The 14,278-nt window shown below is 71.2% G+C and carries 13 protein-coding genes and 1 pseudogene; 3 read left to right on the top strand and 11 right to left on the bottom strand.

Features of this window, described 5'->3' with window-relative positions; all coding sequences use genetic code 11:
• Positions 1–228: 228 nt before the first annotated feature.
• From ruvB to pgsA, 10 genes are all read right to left on the bottom strand, one after another.
• The gene (gene ruvB, locus AC067M_RS14435; RefSeq protein ID WP_478697318.1) at positions 229–1,299 is read right to left on the bottom strand and encodes a Holliday junction branch migration DNA helicase RuvB; all 1,071 of its coding nucleotides are present in this window, start codon (positions 1,297–1,299) and stop codon (positions 229–231) included.
• A gap of 25 nt (positions 1,300–1,324) precedes the next feature.
• On the bottom strand, positions 1,325–1,930 hold the full coding sequence (gene ruvA, locus AC067M_RS14430; RefSeq protein WP_478697317.1) for a Holliday junction branch migration protein RuvA: 606 nt from the start codon (positions 1,928–1,930) through the stop codon (positions 1,325–1,327).
• The gene (gene ruvC, locus AC067M_RS14425) at positions 1,927–2,475 is read right to left on the bottom strand and encodes a crossover junction endodeoxyribonuclease RuvC (RefSeq protein ID WP_478697316.1); all 549 of its coding nucleotides are present in this window, start codon (positions 2,473–2,475) and stop codon (positions 1,927–1,929) included. Before ruvC ends, ruvA begins: the two co-directional genes overlap by 4 nt.
• A 112-nt stretch (positions 2,476–2,587) precedes the next feature.
• Positions 2,588–3,340, bottom strand: a complete 753-nt coding sequence (locus AC067M_RS14420; RefSeq protein WP_133929482.1) for a YebC/PmpR family DNA-binding transcriptional regulator — start codon at positions 3,338–3,340, stop codon at positions 2,588–2,590.
• A 49-nt stretch (positions 3,341–3,389) separates the two neighbouring features.
• Positions 3,390–3,998: a pyridoxal 5'-phosphate synthase glutaminase subunit PdxT gene (pdxT, locus tag AC067M_RS14415; RefSeq protein WP_478697315.1), complete on the bottom strand. Its 609-nt coding sequence runs from the start codon at positions 3,996–3,998 to the stop codon at positions 3,390–3,392.
• A gap of 6 nt (positions 3,999–4,004) precedes the next feature.
• Complete coding sequence (gene pdxS, locus AC067M_RS14410; RefSeq protein ID WP_234311763.1) at positions 4,005–4,853, bottom strand: pyridoxal 5'-phosphate synthase lyase subunit PdxS; 849 nt, start codon at positions 4,851–4,853, stop codon at positions 4,005–4,007.
• Between the two features lie 212 nt (positions 4,854–5,065).
• Entirely contained in the window at positions 5,066–5,608 is a 543-nt protein-coding gene (locus tag AC067M_RS14405; protein ID WP_478697314.1) for a LemA family protein, read from the bottom strand.
• 326 nt (positions 5,609–5,934) lie between these two features.
• Positions 5,935–7,104 (bottom strand): glycosyltransferase family 4 protein, encoded by a 1,170-nt coding sequence (locus AC067M_RS14400; RefSeq protein ID WP_478697313.1) that lies wholly within the window; start codon positions 7,102–7,104, stop codon positions 5,935–5,937.
• The gene (locus AC067M_RS14395) at positions 7,101–8,018 is read right to left on the bottom strand and encodes a phosphatidylinositol mannoside acyltransferase (protein WP_478697312.1); all 918 of its coding nucleotides are present in this window, start codon (positions 8,016–8,018) and stop codon (positions 7,101–7,103) included. Before AC067M_RS14395 ends, AC067M_RS14400 begins: the two co-directional genes overlap by 4 nt.
• Positions 8,015–8,767 (bottom strand): phosphatidylinositol phosphate synthase, encoded by a 753-nt coding sequence (gene pgsA, locus AC067M_RS14390; protein ID WP_478697344.1) that lies wholly within the window; start codon positions 8,765–8,767, stop codon positions 8,015–8,017. The genes AC067M_RS14395 and pgsA overlap by 4 nt, the downstream gene beginning before the upstream one ends.
• 257 nt (positions 8,768–9,024) lie before the next feature.
• Here pgsA and AC067M_RS14385 point away from each other — a divergent pair, with 257 nt between their 5' ends.
• The gene (locus tag AC067M_RS14385) at positions 9,025–11,223 is read left to right on the top strand and encodes an elongation factor G-like protein EF-G2 (RefSeq protein WP_478697311.1); all 2,199 of its coding nucleotides are present in this window, start codon (positions 9,025–9,027) and stop codon (positions 11,221–11,223) included.
• A 251-nt stretch (positions 11,224–11,474) separates the two neighbouring features.
• A complete protein-coding gene (locus tag AC067M_RS14380; RefSeq protein ID WP_478697310.1) occupies positions 11,475–13,136 on the top strand; it encodes a hypothetical protein in 1,662 nt (553 codons plus the stop codon).
• A gap of 19 nt (positions 13,137–13,155) precedes the next feature.
• Here AC067M_RS14380 and AC067M_RS14375 read toward each other — a convergent pair whose 3' ends face one another.
• On the bottom strand, positions 13,156–13,701 hold the full coding sequence (locus AC067M_RS14375) for an HIT family protein (RefSeq protein ID WP_478697309.1): 546 nt from the start codon (positions 13,699–13,701) through the stop codon (positions 13,156–13,158).
• A 78-nt stretch (positions 13,702–13,779) separates the two neighbouring features.
• Here AC067M_RS14375 and AC067M_RS14370 point away from each other — a divergent pair.
• Positions 13,780–14,273: pseudogene (locus AC067M_RS14370) on the top strand (potassium channel family protein).
• The last annotated feature ends 5 nt before the right edge of the window (positions 14,274–14,278 follow it).

Raw genomic sequence — 14,278 nt, 5'->3', positions numbered from 1 at the left:
GCCTGATGGTTGGGGGTGTGGGTGCCGCCGACAAAGGCGGCATCGGCGGAGTCTAAGCGAGTCCGCGCGCAAGGAACAACGCTCAGCATGGCACCCGGGTTCCTGACCCGGCCAATGTCCCGCCAATGTCCTACCCATGCGCTGCCCATGTCCGGGCCGCCGTTCGGCCGAGGTCCGGCCCACGTCCGGCCGCGGCCTCGGCCTGCGGCCGGGCAGCCGCGCGGGCTGTCATGTCCCGAACAGGTCCTGTTGTCCGTTTCCGCCGGTGGCGGAGCGGGGCGGGGTGAGGCCGAGATGCGCCCATGCGGCCGGGGTCGCCACCCTTCCGCGCGGCGTACGGGCCAGCAGGCCCTCCCGGACGAGGAAGGGCTCGGCGACCTCCTCGACGGTCTCGCGCTCCTCCCCCACCGCGACGGCCAGCGTGGACAGGCCGACCGGGCCGCCGCCGAACAGTTTCAGCAGGGCCTCCAGAACGGCGCGGTCCAGACGGTCGAGCCCCCGGGCGTCGACCTCGTAGACGGCGAGGGCGGCTCCCGCGATCTTGCGCGTGATGACGCCGTCGGCCTTGACCTGGGCGTAGTCGCGCACCCGGCGCAGCAGGCGGTTGGCGATGCGGGGCGTGCCGCGGGAGCGGCCGGCGATCTCGGCGGCGCCGTCGGTGTCGATCTCGACGTCGAGGAGGTTGGCCGAGCGGTGGATGACGCGCTGGAGTTCGGCAGGCTCGTAGAACTCCATGTGGGCGGTGAAGCCGAAGCGGTCGCGCAGCGGGGGCGGCAGCAGGCCCGCGCGGGTGGTGGCGCCGACCAGGGTGAAAGGCGGCAGTTCGAGGGGAATGGCGGTGGCACCGGGGCCCTTGCCGACGATGACGTCGACGCGGAAGTCCTCCATCGCCATGTAGAGCATCTCCTCGGCGGGCCGTGACATGCGGTGGATCTCGTCGAGGAAGAGGACCTCGCCCTCCTGGAGCGAGGACAGGATCGCCGCGAGGTCGCCGGCGTGCTGGATGGCGGGGCCGGAGGTGATGCGGATGGGGGCGCCCATCTCCGCGGCGATGATCATCGAGAGCGTGGTCTTGCCGAGGCCCGGCGCGCCGGAGAGCAGCACGTGGTCGGCGGTGGCGCCCCGCGCGCGTGCGGCGCGCAGGACGAGGTCGAGCTGCTCGCGTACCTTCTCCTGGCCGATGAACTCGTCCAGGTCCTTGGGGCGCAGGGCGGCCTCGACGGCCTGGTCCTCGCCGTCGGCAGACGCACCGACCAGCCGCTCGGGGGCGGAGGTGTCGGTCGTGTCGTCCCAGTTCATTGCGTATGCCTCGGGGGTCGTGGGGTCAGCGGGCGCGGTTCAGGGTCTGCAGGGCCGCCTTCAGCAGCTGCCCCACCTGGGGCGTGCCCTCACCGGCCTCGGCCTGCGGGGCCACGGCGGTCACGGCCTCGTCGGCCTCGCGGGTCGCGTACCCCAGGCCGATCAGGGCGGCGTGCAGCTGGTCGCGCCAGCCCTGTGTGACCGGGGCGCCGACCGCGGGCGCGCCGATGGGCTCGCCCAGGCGGTCCTTCAGCTCCAGGAGCAGCTTCTGGGCGCCCTTCTTGCCGATGCCGGGGACGGCGGTCAGCGCCTTTTCGTCGCCGGTGGCCACGGCCCGGCGCAACGCGTCCGGCGCGTGCACCGCCAGCATCGCCTGGGCCAGGCGGGGGCCGACGCCGCTCGCGGTCTGGAGCAGCTCGAAGGTCTGCCGCTCGTCGTCGTCGGCGAAGCCGTACAGCGTCAGCGAGTCCTCGCGGACGACCAGGGAGGTGGCGAGCTTGGTCTGCTGTCCCATGCGCAGCCCGGAGAGGGTGTTGGGCGTGCACTGGACCGCGATGCCGATCCCGCCCACCTCGACCACCGCGGAGTCGGGGGCGAGGGCGGCGACCGGGCCGCTGACGAAGGCGATCATGCCGTACGGCCTTTCGATGGGAGCGTTGCTTTGCCGGCGTGCAGGGCGACGGCCTGCTGGAGTCGGTTCTGGGCGGGGGCGCGCCAGATGTGGCAGATGGCGAGCGCGAGGGCGTCGGCGGCGTCGGCGGGCTTCGGGGGCGCGTCGAGTCGCAGCAGGCGGGTGACCATGGCACCGACCTGGGCCTTGTCGGCACGACCGCTGCCGGTGACGGCGGCCTTGACCTCGCTGGGTGTGTGCAGGGCGACGGGGATGCCGCGGCGGGCGGCGCAGAGCATGGCGACGGCGCTGGCCTGGGCGGTGCCCATGACCGTACGGACGTTGTGCTGGCTGAACACCCGCTCCACGGCGACGCATTCGGGCCGGTGCTCGTCCAGCCACTGTTCTATGCCCTGCTCCACGGCGACGAGGCGCTGCCCCAACTCGGCATCCGCCGGCGTGCGGACGACACCGACGCCGAGCATGGTGAGCGGCCGCCCCGCGACCCCCTCGACGACGCCGACACCACACCGGGTCAGCCCGGGGTCCACCCCGAGTACGCGCACGCGCGTCCCCTCCCATTTCGATCGCCAGTTTGTGCAGGCTATCGGGTGCCACTGACAAAGCGACGGGCCGACGGGTGTGTCCCGTCGGCCCGTTCGAAGTGCGAGCGTCGGCTCAGGCGTCCACCTTGGCCATGACCTCGTCGCTGACGTCGAAGTTGGCGAAGACGTTCTGGACGTCGTCGCTGTCCTCGAGCGCGTCGATCAGCTTGAAGATCTTCTTGGCGCCCTCCTCGTCCAGCTCGACCTGCATGGTCGGGACGAAGTTGGCCTCGGCGGAGTCGTAGTCGATCCCGGCGTCCTGCAGGGCGGTGCGGACCGCGACGAGGTCGGTGGCCTCGCTGAGCACCTCGAAGGACTCTCCGAGGTCGTTGACCTCCTCGGCACCCGCGTCCAGGACGGCGCCGAGGACGTCGTCCTCGGTCAGCTCGCCCTTGGGGACGATGACGACGCCCTTGCGGTTGAAGAGGTACGACACGGAGCCCGGGTCGGCCATGGAGCCGCCGTTGCGGGTCATGGCGACGCGGACCTCGGAGGCGGCGCGGTTGCGGTTGTCGGTGAGGCACTCGATGAGCACCGCGACACCGTTCGGCCCGTAGCCCTCGTACATGATCGTCTCGTAGTCGGCGCCGCCGGCCTCGAGTCCGCCACCGCGCTTGACCGCGGAGTCGATGTTCTTGTTCGGGACCGACTGCTTCTTCGCCTTCTGGATGGCGTCGTAGAGAGTCGGGTTGCCCTCGATGTCGACGCCGCCCATGCGGGCCGCGACCTCGATGTTCTTGATCAGCTTCGCGAAGAGCTTGCCGCGCTTGGCATCGATGACGGCCTTCTTGTGCTTCGTCGTGGCCCATTTAGAGTGGCCGGACATCTGCCTGTCTCCTTCGCGTAACCCATCTCAGTACCGAACCCCAGAGATCCTACAAGGACTCCGGCCCACGGTTGGCGCGCACCATGTCGACGAACAGGGAGTGCACGCGGTGGTCGCCGGTCAGTTCCGGGTGGAACGAGGTGGCCAGCGCGTTGCCCTGGCGCACGGCGACGATGTGGCCCTCGTGCTCGGCGAGCACCTCGGCCCCGGCACCGACGGACTCGACCCAGGGGGCGCGGATGAAGACGCCCTCCACGGGGGCGCCGTCGACTCCCCTGACCTCGACCGCCGCCTCGAAGGACTCGTTCTGCCGCCCGAAGGCGTTGCGGCGCACGATCATGTCGATGCCGCCGACGGTCTCCTGCCCCGAGCGCGGGTCGAGGATCTTGTCGGCCAGCATGATCATGCCCGCGCAGGTGCCGTAGACCGGCATGCCGGCCCGTACGCGCGTGCGGAGGGGTTCCATCACTCCGAAGAGGATGGCCAGCTTGGAGATCGTGGTGGACTCGCCGCCGGGGAGGACGAGTCCGTCGACCTCGGCGAGCTCTTCGGGGCGCCGCACCGGCCTGGCCACGGCATCGGCCGCGGCCAGGGCGACGAGGTGCTCCCGTACGTCGCCCTGGAGTGCCAGGACGCCGATCACGGGGGTGTTGCTCATGGGTGCTTACCAGCCCCGGTTCGCGTAGCGCTCGGTCTCGGGCAGGGTGTCGCAGTTGATGCCGACCATGGCCTCGCCCAGGTTCCGGGAGGCGTCCGCGATGATCTTCGGGTCGTCGTAGAAGGTGGTCGCCTTCACGATGGCGGCGGCGCGCTTGGCCGGGTCGCCGGACTTGAAGATGCCGGAGCCGACGAAGACTCCCTCGGCGCCGAGCTGACGCATCAGGGCGGCGTCGGCCGGGGTGGCCACACCACCGGCGGAGAACAGCACCACGGGGAGCTTGCCCAGCTCGGCGACCTCCCTGACCAGCTCGTACGGGGCGCGCAGTTCCTTGGCGGCGGCGTACAGCTCGTTGTTGTCGAAGCCGCGCAGCTTGGCGATCTCGTTCTTGATCTGGCGCAGGTGGCGGACGGCTTCGACGACGTTGCCGGTGCCGGCCTCGCCCTTGGAGCGGATCATCGCGGCGCCCTCGGCGATGCGGCGCAGGGCCTCGCCCAGGTTGGTGGCGCCACAGACGAAGGGGGTCGTGAACGCCCACTTGTCGGAGTGGTTGACCTCGTCGGCCGGGGTGAGGACCTCGGACTCGTCGATGTAGTCGACGCCGAGGGACTGCAGGACCTGGGCCTCGACGAAGTGCCCGATACGGGACTTGGCCATGACCGGGATCGAGACGGCCTCGATGATGCCCTCGATCATGTCGGGGTCGGACATACGGGCCACGCCGCCGTCCTTGCGGATGTCGGCCGGGACCCGCTCCAGGGCCATGACGGCGACGGCGCCCGCGTCCTCGGCGATCTTCGCCTGCTCCGGCGTGACGACGTCCATGATCACGCCGCCCTTGAGCTGCTCGGCCATGCCGCGCTTCACGCGCGCGGTGCCGGTCTCGGGAGTCTGGTTGTCGGAGAGCGTGCTGGACACGGATTGACCTCGCTCGGTGGAAGAGGGTTTGGCAAGCACCGAGGAAACGTGAGGGGAGCAGGCCACAGCAAGGGCCAATGGTGACCCGGTGGATCGTTTTTCCGGCCGGGGCCGACGGTACGGCTGCGGCGATCCACCCTGGGCAGCCCTCAGGCGGCCCGGTCCGCCAGTGCCGTCGGCGGCTCGTCGTCCATCTCGAAGGCCAGCGGGAACGGGGCGTGACCGGCCAGCCGGAACCACCGCACCTTGCGGTGCTCGCGCAGTCTGCGGGCCGCCCCCACCGCGTCGTTGTGGAAGCGCCGGGCCATCGGCACCCGCCGTACGGCCTCCGCTAGCTCGAGGGCCGCCGCCTCTCCGCCGGGTGCCTCGCGGACCGCATCCACCTGCACGGGATCCGCGAACACCGCCCGCAGCGCCTGGCTCAGCTCGCTCTCGGCGACCTCTCGCTGCTCCTCCTCGGCCTGCCGGGCGGCGTGCGCCGCCTCGTACAGCACGATCGAGGCGGCCGGGTCGAGCACCCCCGAGGTGGCCAGTTCCTGCACCACGGAGGCCCGGCGCAGCAGTTGCGCGTCCAGGGCGGCACGCGCGGCGTCGATCCGGGCGTGCAGCCGGTCCAGTCGCCCCGCCGTCCAGCTGAGGTACAGGCCGATCGCGGCGAGGACGACGAGGATCCAGATGAGGGTTGCGGTCACGGGCCGCAAGGCTACCCGGGCGCTCCGCTGGTTTGGCCGGGTGTTGTGCGGGGTGCTGGTGTGGGCGTAGCTGGGGGCTGCCGCCCCCAGACCCCCGCTTCGGCCTGGACGGCCTCGTCCTCAAGCACCCGACCGGCTGTTTCAGCACCCGGCAGCTGGAAAGACGCCGCCCTCAAGACCCCGCTTCAGCCTCAACGGCCTCGTCCTCAACGGCCGGACGGCTGATTTCACCACCCGTCACCTGGACAGGCGCCACCATCAGGACGGGCCGGTTGTGCCCACCGTCGACTGAAGGCGCCGCGGCCTCGGTTGACGAAGACCTCCGCTCAGTCCCTCGCCAAGCCGAACCGGCCCCGCAAGCCCGGTGTGCGGTCGTCGTCCGCCGCTGCCACTGCTGCCGCGCCGGCCGTCACCGTCTCGTAGACCGAGAGGATGTCCGCGCCGACCGTCGACCAGTCGAAGCGCCGTACGTGGGCGCTCCCGCGTTCCCGGAGCTCGGCCCGGCGGGGCGGGTCCGCCAGCAGTCGGATCGCCGCCTCGGCGAGGGCGTCCGCGTCCTCGTTGATGAAGAGTTCGCCGGCGGCGCCCTGGTCGAGGACCTGGGCGAAGGCGTCGAGGTCGGAGGCGAGGACGGGGGCGCCCGCAGACATGGCCTCGACGAGGATGATGCCGAAGCTCTCGCCGCCGGTGTTGGGCGCCACGTAGAGGTCGACGCTGCGCAGGAAGCGGGCCTTGTCCTCGTCGCTGATCATGCCGAGGAACTCCACACGGGGGCGGAGTTCGGCGGGGAGGGCCTCGACGGCCTCCTCCTCGTCTCCGCGTCCGGCGACCAGGAGGCGGGTCTGCGGGCGCTCGGCGAGGATGCGGGGCAGGGCCCGCATCAGCACGGGCAGACCCTTGCGGGGCTCGTCGATGCGGCCGATGAAGCCGATGGTGTCGCCCTGCCACTCGGGCTTGGGCTCGGCCTTGGCGAAGAAGTCGACATCCACGCCGTTCGGGATGACGACCGCGTCGCCGCCGAGATGCTCGACCAGGGTGCGGCGCGCGTACTCGCTCACCGCGATCCGGGCATTGATCTTCTCCAGGGCCGCCTGCAGGATGGCGTACGCGGCGATCATGGCGCGCGAGCGCGGGTTTGACGTGTGGAAGGTGGCCACGATCGGCCCCTGGGCCGCCCAACAGGTCAGCAGGCCGAGGGACGGCGACGTCGGCTCGTGGATGTGGATCACGTCGAACTTGCCGTCGTGCAGCCAGCGCCGCACCCGCGCGGCGCTCAGGAAACCGAAGTTCAGGCGGGCCACCGAGCCGTTGTAGGGCACCGGCACGGCGCGGCCGGCGGAGACAACGTAGGGCGGGAGTGGGGTGTCGTCGTCGGCGGGGGCGAGGACGGACACCTCGTGGCCGAGGCGGATGAAGTACTCGGCGAGGTCGCGGATGTGGAACTGGACGCCTCCCGGCACGTCCCAGGAGTACGGGCAGACGATGCCGATTCTCACGCGGCCCCTCCTGGAGGAGAGGCGGGGTCGAGATCAGCGAGCCACAAGCGCTGCAGCATGTGCCAGTCCTCCGGATGGTCGGCGATCCCCGTGGCGAAGGCGTCTGCCAGCGCCTGTGTCATGACAGACGTCTTCTCGGCCCGGTCACCTGCCTCGGGTACCTCGATCGGGGGGTGCACACGACCCCGCATGACGGGCGAGTCGTCGTACCAGAGGGTGACGGGGAGCAGGAGCGCCCCCGTCTGCTGGGCGAGGAGGGCGGGGCCCGCGGGCATCCGGGCCGTCTCGCCGAAGAACTTCACCTCGACGCCCGAGGCGGACAGGTCACGGTCGGCGACCAGGCAGACCAGGCCACCGGCGCGCAGCCGCTGGGCCAGCGTGCCGAAGGCGGTGCCGCCGCTGTGCGGGAGGACCTCCATGCCCAGGCCCTCGCGGTAGGCGACGAAGCGGTCGTACAGGGTCTCCGGCTTCAGGCGTTCGGCGACCGTCGTGAAGGGCGTCCCCAGCTTGGTGGTGACCCAGGCGCCGGCGAGGTCCCAGTTGGCCAGGTGCGGCAGCGCGAGGATCACGCCCCGGTCGGAGGCGAGGCCGTCCGTCAGGTGGTGCAGGTCCGTCGCCTCGAAGCCGCCCTTGACGCGCTCGGCGCTCCAGGCCGGGAGCCGGAAGGACTCCATCCAGTAGCGCAGGTAGGAGCGCATGCCCGCGCGGGACAGCTCCGCGAGACGCTCAGGGCCGGCGTCGGGCACCACGCGCGCGTAGTTGCTCTCCAGCCGACGTACGCCCTTGCCGCGCCGCTTCCAGGCCAGGTCGGCGATGGACTGGCCGAGCCGTACGGCGACCGGCTCGGGCAGCCTCTTGACCACGCCCCAGCCGGCGCCGTACAGAGCGTCGGTGAGCCGATCCTTCGCGCTCACTTCGCTGCCTCGCTCCCCTGGGACTCGCTCCCCCGGGACGGGTTCTCCTGGGCGGCCGCCGCGGCCTCCGCCTCGGCCGACTCGCGACGGACTGTGACGACCCGCTGGATCAGCGTGACCAGGCTGCCGACGGCGACGATCCACAGGGCGACCGGCAGCAGGTACTGGATGCCGGGTACCCCGAACTTGTGCAGGCCCGCGAAACCGGCCGCGACCAGCGAGATCACCAGGCGCTCGGCGCGCTCGACAAGGCCGTTGACGGCGACCGGCAGGCCGATCGACTCACCCCGGGCCTTGGTGTACGACACCACCTGGCCGCTGGCCAGGCAGAAGATCGAGACGGCGCACAGGACGAGGTCGTCGCCTCCGCCGGCGTACCAGAGGATGAAGCCGCCGAAGATGGCACCGTCGGCGACCCGGTCCAGGGTGGAGTCCAGGAAGGCGCCCCAGCGGCTGGAGCGGCCGAGCTGGCGGGCCATGTTGCCGTCGACCAGGTCGGAGAAGACGAAGAGGGTGATCACGACCGTGCCCCAGAAGAACTCGCCCTGGGGGTAGAAGACCAGTGCCCCCGCGATCACGCCGGCGGTGCCGATCAGCGTGACCGCGTCGGGGCTGACGCCCCGCCGGATGAGAAACGCGGCGAACGGTGTGAGGACACGCGTGAAAAATGCACGCGCGTACTTGTTCAGCATGGCCTTCCCGACGGTCGGTGTCGCCGGTCGGCCCCTGCTGGCCCCCGGCTGGCCCATCGTAGCCACGCGCCCGCGTGTGCGGCCGTCGGGCACCCGGCGCCCCGGGTCACGGCCTGACGGCATCCGGGTCACGGCGCGATCGCGTTCACGGCCCGACGGCATCCGGGTCACGGCGCGATCGCGCCCTTCGTATGGACGCACCGTGACGACAGTGGAAAGCTCGAAGGACCGCGGGCGTCATCGGAGCCGCCAACCGCACGCGGATCCGCATGTCCGCGCCCACAGTGACCTCACCGTGCACGGGAGGCAGGATCATGGGCGACAAGGCGAACGCACATCCCGGAGCCGCCGGCAGGGCTACGGCGGCCGACCACCCCGCGTCCGTACGGAATGTGGTGCTGGTCGGCCACAGCGGATCGGGCAAGACGACTCTGGTGGAGGCTCTCGCGCTCACGGCGGGAGCGGTGAACCGGGCGGGCCGCGTGGAGGACGGCGGCACCGTCTCCGACTACGACGACATCGAGCACCGCCAGCAGCGGTCGGTGCAGCTGTCCCTCGTGCCCGTCGCATGGGACGGCATCAAGATCAATCTTCTCGACACCCCCGGATACGCCGACTTCGTCGGCGAGCTCAGGGCAGGTCTGCGCGCCGCGGACGCCGCCCTCTTCGTCGTCTCGGCGTCGGACGGCGTGGACGGCTCGACCCGCATGGTGTGGGAGGAGTGCGCGGCCGTCGGCATGCCCCGCGCGATCGTCGTCACGCACCTCGAATCCGCCCGCGCGGACTTCGAGGACATGACACGGCACTGCGCCGAGGCCTTCGGCGGCGACGACCCCGACGCCGTGCTGCCCCTGTACCTGCCGCTGCGCGGCCCGCAGGGACCCGACGGGCACGCGCCCGTGACCGGCCTGACCGGGCTGCTGTCGCAGAAGCTGTTCGACTACTCGTCCGGTGAGCGCAAGGAGTCCGAACCCGGCGAGGACCAGCTGCCCGGAATCGAGGAGGCCCGCAACCGGCTCATCGAGGGGATCATCGCCGAGAGCGAGGACGAGACGCTCATGGACCGCTACCTCGGCGGCGAGCAGATCGACTTCAGGACGCTCGTGGAGGACCTGGAGCGGGCCGTCGCGCGTGGCACGTTCTTCCCGGTCCTGGCCGCCGCCCCCGCGGCCGACGGCGCCCGCCAGGGCCTCGGCACGGTCGAGGTGCTCGAACTGGTCACCAGGGGCTTCCCGACCCCCCTGGAGCGCGAGGCACCCCAGGTCACCACGGTCGACGGCAAGCCGCGCGAGCTGAAGCTCTGCGACCCGCAGGGACCGCTCGTCGCGGAGGTCGTGAAGACGTCCTCCGACCCGTACGTCGGCCGCGTCTCGCTCGTCCGCGTCTTCTCCGGCACCCTGCACTCCGACGAGACGGTCCACGTCTCCGGGCACGGTCTCGCCGACCGAGGCCACGAGGACCACGACGTCGACGAACGCATCGGCGCCCTGTCCGCGCCCTTCGGCAAACAGCAGCGACCGCTGACGCACTGCATCGCGGGCGACCTGGCGTGCGTGGCGAAGCTGAGCCGGGCGGAGACCGGCGACACCCTCTCCGGCAAGGACGACCCGCTCCTGATGGAGCCCTGGCAGATGCCCGACCCGCTGCTCCCGCTCGCCATCCGGGCACACAGCAAACCGGACGAGGACAGGCTCTCCCAGGGCCTCGCCCGGCTGGTCGCCGAGGACCCGACGATGCGGCTCGAACAGAACCAGCACACCCACCAGGTGGTCCTGTGGTGCCTCGGCGAGGCACACGCGGACGTCGCCCTGGAACGGCTGCGCAGTCGCTACGGCGTCCAGGTCGACGTCGTCCCGTACAGGGTCTCCCTCCGGGAGACGTTCGCGGGCCCGTCCACCGGGCGCGGCCGGCACGTCAAGCAGTCCGGCGGACATGGCCAGTACGCCATCTGCGAGATCGAGGTGGAGCCGCTGCCGGGCGGATCGGGCATCGAGTTCGTGGACAAGGTCGTCGGCGGCGCGGTGCCGCGGCAGTTCATCCCGTCGGTCGAGAAGGGCGTAAGGGCCCAGGCGGCCCGGGGAGTTGCCGCGGGCTACCCGCTGGTCGACGTGCGGATCACACTGCTGGACGGCAAGGCGCACTCCGTGGACTCCTCCGACGCCGCGTTCCAGACGGCCGGCGCGCTCGCGCTGCGGGAGGCGGCGGCCGACGCGAGGATCCATCTGCTGGAGCCGGTCGCCGAGGTGAGCGTCCTTGTCGGCGACGACTACGTGGGCGCCGTGATGAGCGACCTGTCCGGGCGGCGCGGCCGGGTGCTCGGCACCGAGCAGACCAGCGGCGGACGCACCCTGATCCGTGCCGAGGTGCCGGAGATCGAGATCGGCCGGTACACCGTCGACCTGCGCTCCCTCTCGCACGGCACCGCCCGTTTCGACCGCGCGTACGCACGGCACGAGCCGATGCCCCCGCAGGTCGCCGAACGGCTCCGGGGCGAGGAACGCGCGGCCTCGTAGGGAGTTCGCGGGGAGGAGTACGGTGGCGCGCGCCGCTTCGATGTGAAGGGGCGCGCGCCGTCTCGCGGTTGGCGCCCGGCGCGCACAAGTCGCCCGCGGGGAACGCTCCCTTCCGTCTCTGCCAACGGCTTGGACCGCCCGCAGACGGATACCGGTGCCTGCGGATACGCTGATGACCTGATCAACAGGTGTGCGGAGCACGGAAGTCGGGAAGGCCGCAGGAGCGAGCATGGCGGCGATCGGGGGCGGTAATGACCGTTGACGGCGGTTACGCGGACATCTTCGGACCTCAGGTGCCGCGTACGGGCGACGAGGGGCAGACGGCGACGTTCGCGCTGGCCTCGGCGGCCTACCGGGACAGCCCCGTCGAGGAGATCAAGAAGGCCGACAACGAGTGGCACCAGTCGGCCGTGAGCTCGGGCCGCAAATGGGCCACGATCTTCCGGCCCAACCTCGGCGAGGCCTTCTCGGGCGCGGTCGTGGGCCGGATGCTGGGCGGTGGCCGCAAGCCGCTCATCCAGTCCTTCGGCACCGAGCCCCAGGTGGTCGTCGAGCACTGCCTCGCGGCCAACAACATCCGCCGGGACCGTGACAACAAGCTCATCGTCGTCATGGTGTTGTGCGGGCTGCTGTTCCTGCCCGGATTCCTCGTCTGGCTGCTCGTCTTCACCGCGCGGACCCAGATCGACCGGCGTGACGACAAGCGGGCCTCCGCGCTCGGCACCACCCTGCTCGTCGCCATGGGCGCACTCGCCGTGGTCGCCCTGCTCAAGATGCCGTTCACCGGCTTCTGGGCCTGGTACGCGCGCGCGTCGGTGGTCATGCCGGTGCTCGGCTGGTTCTGGGCCCGCCAGATCTGCGAGCGCACCGCCAGGGACCTGCGCGAACGCTGGGACAGCCTCCTGTCGGGCAGCAGCGTCGGCGCCAAGGTCCCCGAGGCGGTGCCCACCGGTCCGCGTGAGACCGCCGCCGAGCAACTGCGCCAGTCGCTGGCCAAGCTCAGCGCCGAGCAGCAGTCCAACTCCGTCTTCTACGCCGGCCCCAAGGGCATACTCGGCATGGGCACCCGCTGGGGCGCCTGGCAGCTCGCCGAGGACCTGGTACCCGCCGACCCCACCCGGGAGATCCACCCCTTCCGCAGCTGGGACGTCGTGCGCTCCATCCACGACCAGCTGCGCATGCTGGAACGCGGCCCGCTCAACACCGGCGGTTTCCCCAAGCCCTCGATACGGCACTGGATCGTCACGCCGATCGGTGAGGGCGCGAAGGCGGTCTCCCGCCCGGAGGGCACCGACGTCGAGGCCTACCAGGTCAAGTCGCACGCCATACAGGACATCTGCAACAAGCAGCAGTTCGGCGCCGGTGACCGCCACTACCTGGGCGTGCAGTGGACGCTGTGGGACGGCCAGCTCGTCATCACCATGATGATCACGGTGACCGTGCTGCACGCGACCCTGCGCATCGAGGTCACCGGCCACGCGCTCGGCCCGGTGAACTCCCTGTTCACCACCAAGCCGGAGGCGCCGGTCAAGGAGGTGGCCAAGCAGTTCAAGCCGTGGGAGAACCGCACGATCAAGCTCCCGCTGGTCAGCACCAACGAGGTGGTCCGCCTGGCCGTCCGCGCCCCGCTCACCTGGTACCCGCCGCTGCTGAACTGGCTCGGCGGCTCCATCGGCCTGCCCGAGCCGTTCGGCCTGCGGCACGCCTGGGCCGACCAGCCCTGGCGGCACCGCTTCATGGCCGACGACGCCCTGCGCGCCGCGACGCCCGTGCTGCGGGTCGTGCACGCGGCGGCGATCAAGGTGCTGGAGGAGAACGGCGTGAACACCGAGAAGTTCGGCACCCGCTCGGCCTTCCTCAGCACGGCGGTGCAGGACGTGTCGCCCAGGAAGGCCGACCTGTACGACGCGTGACGGCCCCGGTCGGGGGGTGTTACACGGGCCAGGCCTCCGCCAGCATCTTCCGGGTGTCCGCCAGCAGCTGCGGCAGCACCCGGGTATGGCCGACGACCGGCATGAAGTTCGTGTCGCCGCCCCACCTCGGGACGATGTGCTGGTGGAGGTGGGCGGCGATGCCCGCACCGGCCACCGAGCCCTGGTTCATGCCGATGTTGAAACCGTGCGCGCCGGAGGCCGTGCGCAGCGCCGTCATCGCCTGCTTGGTCAGCTCCGCGAGCTCCGCGGTCTCCGCCTTCGTCAGGTCGGTGTAGTCGGCTACGTGGCGGTACGGCACGGTCATCAGATGACCGCCGTTGTACGGGTACAGGTTCAGGACCGCGTACACCTGCTCACCGCGCCTGACGATCAGCCCGTCCTCGTCGGACTTGGCCGGGATGGAGCAGAAGGGGCAGCCGTCGTCGGCACCCGGGCCGGTCGGCTTGTTCTCGCCCTGGATGTAGGCCATCCGATGGGGCGTCCACAGACGCTGGAACGCGTCCTGGGTCCCCACTCCCCACTGCTGCTCCGGCTCACTCGTCATGCGTGCAGCATATGGCGTCGCCCGTTCGCGACGTGTCGCCGGGGCGACCGCCGAACCGCCCCGGGCCAAGCTGGGCCGATGGACGACGACAGCCGGCGGCTGCGCTGGGAACGCCAGGTCGAGATCCCACTCGGGGTGGGCTCGCTGCTCTTTCTCGGCTCGTACGCGGTCTGGGTTCTCTGGCCGGCCTGCCCGCCCCCTGGCGCGACCTGTGTCTGACGATGACCTTCGCGACATGGGCGATGTTCGCCGTCGACTACGCGGTGCGCCGGCGGCTCAGCGGCGAGGGGCCGGGCTTCGTGCACCAGCACTGGCTGGACACGGTGGTGGCGGCACTGCCCCTGCTGCGGCCCGTAAGGATCGTCAAGGTGTACGAGACCGTCCAGCACCGCCGGGGAGAGCCCCGCCTCTCCCCGCACCTGCGGGTGATGCTGTACGCGAGCCTGTCGACCTCACTGCTCGGTTTCGCGGGCTGCGGCCTGGCCCTGCTGGGCGCCGTGACGGGGTCGTTCTCGTCGTGGCTGCTGCAGGTGTTCGCACGGGGTGACGAGGGGAGGCCCTCGGGGAGCTGAACTCC

Source organism: Streptomyces sp. NPDC043427 (genome assembly GCF_056436655.1).
The sequence above is the reverse complement of the archived record's forward strand: the minus strand, read 5'-3'. Positions and strand labels throughout refer to the sequence as shown.

Excerpts from the sequence above, each read along its gene's own strand:
- AC067M_RS14375 (WP_478697309.1), bottom strand. The coding sequence starts at position 13,701 with ATGACGAGTGAGCCGGAGCAGCAGTGGGGAGTGGGGACCCAGGACGCG.
- ruvB (WP_478697318.1), bottom strand. The coding sequence starts at position 1,299 with ATGAACTGGGACGACACGACCGACACCTCCGCCCCCGAGCGGCTGGTC.
- pdxT (WP_478697315.1), bottom strand. The coding sequence starts at position 3,998 with ATGAGCAACACCCCCGTGATCGGCGTCCTGGCACTCCAGGGCGACGTA.
- AC067M_RS14385 (WP_478697311.1), top strand. The coding sequence starts at position 9,025 with ATGGGCGACAAGGCGAACGCACATCCCGGAGCCGCCGGCAGGGCTACG.
- pdxS (WP_234311763.1), bottom strand. The coding sequence starts at position 4,853 with ATGGCCGAGCAGCTCAAGGGCGGCGTGATCATGGACGTCGTCACGCCG.
- pgsA (WP_478697344.1), bottom strand. The coding sequence starts at position 8,767 with ATGGGCCAGCCGGGGGCCAGCAGGGGCCGACCGGCGACACCGACCGTC.
- ruvA (WP_478697317.1), bottom strand. The coding sequence starts at position 1,930 with ATGATCGCCTTCGTCAGCGGCCCGGTCGCCGCCCTCGCCCCCGACTCC.
- AC067M_RS14380 (WP_478697310.1), top strand. The coding sequence starts at position 11,475 with ATGACCGTTGACGGCGGTTACGCGGACATCTTCGGACCTCAGGTGCCG.
- AC067M_RS14420 (WP_133929482.1), bottom strand. The coding sequence starts at position 3,340 with ATGTCCGGCCACTCTAAATGGGCCACGACGAAGCACAAGAAGGCCGTC.